Here is a 4520-nt window from a genome sequence, read left to right as displayed (position 1 = left end):
TCGGCGGGGCCCGCGTGCAGGGCGTCCTGGGTGGCCCGCATGGAGGTTCGCAGGGTGAGCCGGAGCTGGGCGATCTCCCCGGCGGGGCCGGGGCGGGTGAGGGACTTGGCGCGCAGGGTGTGGTCCTCGACCGTGCGGCGGCCCTGGGCGATGGTGCGGTCCACACTGCGCTTGGCGGCGGTGACCGCCTTCACCGTGGCGTAGGTGCCGAGGACGACGAGCAGCACGAAGAGCACGGCGAACACGGTGATCACTGCTTCCATGACGCGTTCCTCCTCAGGGCGCGGCCGCGAGCCGCCTCGCTCTGCGCCGCCTCTTTCTCCACCGTCTCCACGGTAAACGCAGCGGGCAGGCCCCGGGTTCCACCGGAACCCGGAACCTGCCCGTAGGGGATCACCCCGACACTCCCGCCGGTACCCGGAGCACCGGGCGCTCAGCGAGGCACGACCCCTCAGCCGCTGACGATGTTCACCAGCTTCGGCGCCCGCACGATCACCTTCCGGATCGGCGCGCCGCCCAGCGCGGCGACGACCTTCTCGTCACCCAGAGCGGCCTTCTCCAGCTCCTCGTCGGAGATGTCCGGCGGCACCTCCAGGCGGGCCTTCACCTTGCCCTTGATCTGCACGACGCAGGTCACTGTGTCGTCGACCAGGTAGCGCGGGTCCGCGACCGGGAAGTCCTGGTGGACGACGGAGTCGTTGTGGCCCAGCGCGTGCCACAGCTCCTCGGCGATGTGCGGGGCCAGCGGGGCGATCATCAGCACCAGTGGCTCGGCGACCGTGCGGGGCAGCGCACCGCCGCTGCCGTACGCCTTGGTCAGGTGGTTGTTCAGCTCGGTGACCTTGGCGATGGCCGTGTTGAAGCGCAGCCCCTCCAGGTCCTGGCCGACACCGTCGATCGCCTTGTTGAGGGCGCGCAGGGTGTCCTCGTCGGGCTCGGCGTCGGTGACGGTCGGGGCGCCGGTGTTCTCGTCGACGACGTTGCGCCACAGCCGCTGGAGCAGCCGGAACTGGCCGACGACCGCGCGGGTGTCCCAGGGCCGGGAGACGTCCAGCGGGCCCATCGCCATCTCGTACAGGCGCAGGGTGTCGGCGCCGTACTCGGCGGCGATCTCGTCCGGGGTGACGGCGTTCTTCAGGGACTTGCCCATCTTGCCGAGCAGCCGGGAGACCTGCTCGCCCTGGTACCAGAAGGCGCCGTCGCGCTCCTCGACCTCGGCGGCCGGGACGGCGATGCCGCGGCTGTCGCGGTAGACGTACGCCTGGATCATGCCCTGGTTGTAGAGCTTGTGGAACGGCTCGGCGGACGAGACGTGTCCCAGGTCGAAGAGGACCTTGGACCAGAAGCGGGCGTACAGCAGGTGCAGTACGGCGTGCTCGGCGCCGCCGACGTACAGGTCGACACCGCCGTGCGGCATGCCCTCGCGCGGGCCCATCCAGTACTGCTCGATGGCGGGGTCGACGAGCTCGCGGTCGTTGTGCGGGTCCAGGTAGCGGAACTCGTACCAGCAGGAACCGGCCCAGTTGGGCATGGTGTTGGTCTCGCGGCGGTACTTCTTGGGGCCGTCGCCCAGGTCCAGGGTGACGTGGACCCACTCGTCGTTGCGCGAGAGGGGGGTCTCGGGCTGGGTGTCGGCGTCGTCGGGCTCGAAGGTGCGCGGGCTGTAGTCCTCGACCTCGGGCAGCTCCAGCGGGAGCATCGACTCGGGCAGCGCGTGGGCGATGCCGTCCTCGTCGTAGACGATCGGGAAGGGCTCGCCCCAGTAGCGCTGGCGGCTGAACAGCCAGTCACGCAGCCGGAAGTTGACGGTGCCCTCGCCGATGCCGGTCTCGGTCAGCCACTCGGTGATGCGGGCCTTGGCCTCGGGGACGGCCAGGCCGTCCAGGGTGACGGACTCGCCGGCGGAGTTGACCAGCTTGGCGTCGTGGGAGGCGAAGGCGTCGTCCCAGGTGGCGGTGTCGGTGCCGCGGCCGTCGGTGGGCTCGACCACGCAGCGGATCGGCAGCTCGAAGGCGCGGGCGAACGCGAAGTCACGCGTGTCGTGGGCGGGGACAGCCATGATCGCGCCGGTGCCGTAGCCCATCAGGACGTAGTCGGCGATGAAGACCGGGACCGGCTCGCCGTTGACCGGGTTGACCGCGAACACGCCGGTGAAGACGCCGGTCTTGTCCTTGGCCTCGGCCTGGCGCTCCACGTCGGACTTGGCGGCGGCCTGCGCGCGGTAGGCGGCGACGGCCTCGGCCGGGGTGGCGTGCCCGCCCGTCCACGCCTCGTGGGTGCCCTCGGGCCACGCCTCGGGGGTGAACTTCTCCACCAGCGGGTGCTCGGGGGCCAGCACCATGTAGGTGGCACCGAAGAGGGTGTCGGGGCGGGTGGTGAAGACGGTGATGCGCTCGCCGTCGACGGGGAAGTCGACGCGGGCGCCCTCGCTGCGGCCGATCCAGTTGCGCTGCTGGAGCTTGATGGCCTCGGGCCAGTCCAGCCCGTCCAGGTCCTCCAGCAGGCGGTCGGCGTAGGCGGTGATGCGCATGTTCCACTGGCGCAGCTTGGCCTTGAAGACCGGGAAGTTGCCGCGCTCGGAGCGGCCGTCGGCGGTGACCTCCTCGTTGGCCAGCACGGTGCCCAGGCCCGGGCACCAGTTGACCGGCGCGTCGGAGGCGTAGGCCAGGCGGAACTCGCCCAGGACGTCGGCGCGCTCGGCGGCGGTCAGCTCGCTCCACGCGCGCGTGTGGCCCGGTACGGGGCGCTCACCGGACTCGAAGAGGGCGACCAGCTCGGAGATCGGGCGGGCCTTGCCGGCCTCGTGGTCGTACCAGGAGTTGAAGATCTGGACGAAGATCCACTGGGTCCACTTGTAGTACTCCGGGTCGATCGTGGCGAACGACCGGCGCTTGTCGTGGCCCAGGCCCAGGCGGCGGAGCTGGGCCTTCATGTTCTCCATGTTGGCCTCGGTGGACACGCGGGGGTGCGTGCCGGTCTGCACCGCGTACTGCTCGGCGGGCAGGCCGAAGGCGTCGAAGCCGAGGGTGTGCAGGACGTTGTGCCCGGTCATGCGCTGGAAGCGGGCGTAGACGTCGGTGGCGATGTACCCCAGCGGGTGGCCGACGTGCAGGCCCGCACCGGAGGGGTAGGGGAACATGTCCATGATGAACTTCTTGGGCTTCGCCGCCAGCTCGGCGTCGTCCGCCAGGTCGCCGGTGGGGTTCGGCGCGGCGTAGGTGCCGTCGACGTCCCAGAAGTCCTGCCAGCGTGCCTCGATCTCGGCCGCCAGGGCGGCCGTGTAGCGGTGCGGCGCGGCCTCCGCCGACGCGGCAGCGGTGGCGGCGGGGTTCGTCTCGCTCATGATCCTCAAAGCTCCATCGATCGTCTCTGCCCGCGGAAACGAAAAAGCCCCTCACACAGGAGGGGACGCCGCGCCGATGCCGACCGTCCGGTGCGACCGGTGGTCGGTACTGATCAGCGCGGCTCGCTAAGCAGAAGGCGTACAGCACGCATGGCGCTAGGGTACCGCAGCCCTTGAGCAAGCCGCGACGCGCGTGCGTATGCAGGTGAGACATGTCCGTACGGCCGCCAGATCTGAACCCGGGTCAAGGATTACTTCGCGTAACAGTCACTAAGGGACGACGCCGCAGGTGGTTCGTCCTTTGATAACAGCGCAATAACTCAAACCTCGTACTGATCGGTATGGCTCCACTTAGAGTTCGGCAGCGGGACCGCCTTCCCGAAACTGCTCGGAGTTGCCCCCATGAACCCTCGTCGTAGTAACAGCTCGCTCCCCAAGCCCGGCCGGTCGGCCTACGGGGTGGCGTCCGCTGTCGTCCTGCTGCTCATACCGGTGGTCGTGCTGGTGGGAGGCAGTCAGTTCCAAGAGTTCCTGAACTTCGGCGCGGGCGTCCTGTCCCTCGTCTCGCTGAGCTGTTCGGTCATCTGGGGTCTGGTCGCCCAGGACCGGGTGCTGCTCAACACCCGCCAGCGGATCATCGGCCAGGCGGTGCACCGGACGACGGCGGTCGGCTCGATCGCTTTCCTGTTGCTGCACATCACCACCAAGATCGCGCTGGACCACACCCAGCTGATCGCGGCCCTCATCCCCTTCTCCCTCGGCGTCACCGGCAGCGGCGGTCTGATCGGCCTGGGCTCCCTGGCCGGCCTGCTGATGGTCTTCGTCGGCGTCACCGGCGCCCTGCGCAGCAACTTCGCCACTCCCGCCCCCGTGGCCGCCCGCTGGCGCGCGATGCACATGCTCGCCTACCCGGCGTGGTGCGCGGCCCTGGTGCACGGTCTGTACGCGGGCCGCCAGGCCAAGCCGATCTTCGTGATCCTCTACGGCCTCTCCCTGCTCGGCGTGATGGCCGGCCTGGCGCTGCGCGCCGCTCCCCGCCCGGTCAAGCGCCGGCTCGCCGACCGCCTGGTCGGCCTCTTCGGCGGCGCCGAAGCCTCCGACCTGGACCGTCTGGAGGCGAGCCGGAGCCGCCGCGGCGAGCCGGGCTTCGACAACCGCCGCGAACCCCGCCGCACCC

At 70.2% G+C, this 4520-nt stretch carries 1 protein-coding gene and 2 pseudogenes; 1 reads left to right on the top strand and 2 read right to left on the bottom strand.

What is annotated here, in order from left to right; translation table 11 throughout:
- Together CCN33_RS27660 and leuS are read right to left on the bottom strand one after the other, a co-directional pair.
- A pseudogene (locus tag CCN33_RS27660) lies at positions 1-263 on the bottom strand (hypothetical protein); the annotation flags it as partial.
- A gap of 188 nt (positions 264-451) precedes the next feature.
- Positions 452-3343: a leucine--tRNA ligase gene (leuS, locus tag CCN33_RS27655; protein WP_086696143.1), complete on the bottom strand. Its 2892-nt coding sequence runs from the start codon at positions 3341-3343 to the stop codon at positions 452-454.
- Positions 3344-3745: 402 nt separating this feature from the next.
- Between leuS and CCN33_RS27650 the strand changes: the two are divergent.
- Positions 3746-4520: pseudogene (locus CCN33_RS27650) on the top strand (cytochrome b/b6 domain-containing protein); the annotation flags it as partial.

It is taken from the genome of Streptomyces recifensis (genome assembly GCF_002154615.1).
Lineage (GTDB): Bacteria > Actinomycetota > Actinomycetes > Streptomycetales > Streptomycetaceae > Streptomyces > Streptomyces griseoluteus.
Note: the sequence above shows the minus strand (reverse complement) of the source record. Positions and strands in the feature narration are given on the sequence as shown.